Below are 1,729 nucleotides of genomic sequence, written 5' to 3' on the forward strand. Positions count from 1 at the left end.
CAGCACGTCCGCGTCGGACACCTCGAGGAGCTCGTCGACGAACCCCATCCCGGCCATGCCGGCTCCGACGACCAGGTAGTCGGTCTCCAGGCGCCTCATCGCCGCTCACCTCCGGGTGTGGCCGCGCGGGTGGGGCGACGGCGCGGACGGGAGTGGGCCTCGGGCCAGGCTAGACCCGCGAGGTGATGTGCCGCGGGCGTCCTGACGACCCCGACGGTGTGCTCGCTACGCTCGGCCGCCGGTGCCCCCACCCGCACTCCCGATCGGCGGGAGCAGGTCGGTCGGGCCGTGCCGCTCTTCTCCACGGACATGGTCGTCTCCTTGCTCGAGTCGCCGCTCCTGTGGCGGCTCCACCAGCCAAGCGCCGAACGCCGCGCGACGCTTGGAGAGGAGCGGGAGAGGAGCGGGAGAGGAGCGGGAGAGGAGCGGGAGGTCGAGCGGGAGGTCGAGCGGAGCCTCACGGACCCGCCAGGCTGAGCCGCTCCAACGTCGCGTACGCCGGCCCGATCGCCTCGAGCAGCCGACCGTAGAGCGCCTGCCGGGCGGGGTCGCGGTCCTCGCCGGGCCGTGACCGCGTCGCGTTGACCCGGGTGGTGGTGAACCAGTCCTTGAGGTCGGGGTGGCCGCGCCAGGTGACCTCGGTGGCCAGCCCGCGCAGCAGCATCTGGAGGTAGCCGAGCGGGGTCTGGTCCATGAAGTTCGTGGGGCAGAGTCGGTTGCGCTCCTCGTCGTCGAGGTCGAGGGCCTCGGTGCGTGCGATCGCGGCGCTGCTGAGCGGCATGCTGGCCCGGGTCAGGTACTGCACGGTGATCCGACCGTCCGCGAAGACGGGCACCGGAGGGCGCTCCGGCAGGCCCGGCGCGGCGCAGTGGACGTGGACCGTGTCCGGCGTCGTCGGCACCTCGCCGTGCTCGAGAACGATCCGGTCCGGCTCGATCCGCAGCACTCTTCCCCGTCGTACGACGTCGGTGATCCGGCGCAGCTGGTCGACCTCGTAGGTGCTGATCGTGGGCCCGCGGAAGACCGTCGGCCACACGTCGGGGTCGATGCGGAGGATCACCTCGCGACGCTCCACCTCGGCGAGCACCTCGTCGAGGGTGTCGCGCGTCGCGAGCGCCTCCAGGAAGCCGACGGTTCCCTCGACGGTCAGGTCCGCGAGGGTGCCGGGCTGCATGAAGTGCACGTTGTTGAGCCACGCGTCCCGGGTCCGGATCCAGGTGATCGACGCGGGCGGGCAGCCCTGCTCCAGCAGCCACACCCCGGTGTCGAACGCGGTCTTGCCGGTGCCGACGACCACCACCCGGTCGACGGCGCCGAGCCGGGTCAGCTCCGTCGGGGTCACCACCCGTACGCCGTCGGCGACCGCGAACGGTGGCGGGTAGGTCTGCGGCACCCGCGAGGCGGTCCAGGTCGCGTCGACCAGCCGCTCGCGCACCACCACGTTGGTCTCCTCGCCGCCGAACAGGGACCGGACCCGGTGCTCCCCCGGCTGGTCGGTGGCCTCGCCCAGGTACTCGGTCTTCGGCTGGAACCGGACCTGCCCCGAGGGCAGGAACCGGTCCCGCATCAGCGCCTCGAAGTAGGCCTGGATCTCGACGCCGCTGACCCGGGTGTAGTGCCCGGCCTCCGGGCCGTCCGTCGCGATCCGGTCGTCGCCGAGCACGGTCGAGCCGACGCCGTACCAGCCCGACGGCTGGTGCAGCCGGACGAACGGGTAGGAGTCGATCCA

At 72.6% G+C, this 1,729-nt stretch carries 1 protein-coding gene; it reads right to left on the minus strand.

What is annotated here, in order from left to right:
* Positions 1 to 457: 457 nt before the first annotated feature.
* Positions 458 to 1,729: hypothetical protein (locus E8D34_RS20985; protein WP_168929548.1), on the minus strand; the 1,272-nt coding region annotated here is incomplete at its 5' end.

Source organism: Nocardioides sp. GY 10113 (assembly GCF_004919105.1).
Taxonomy (GTDB): domain Bacteria; phylum Actinomycetota; class Actinomycetes; order Propionibacteriales; family Nocardioidaceae; genus Nocardioides.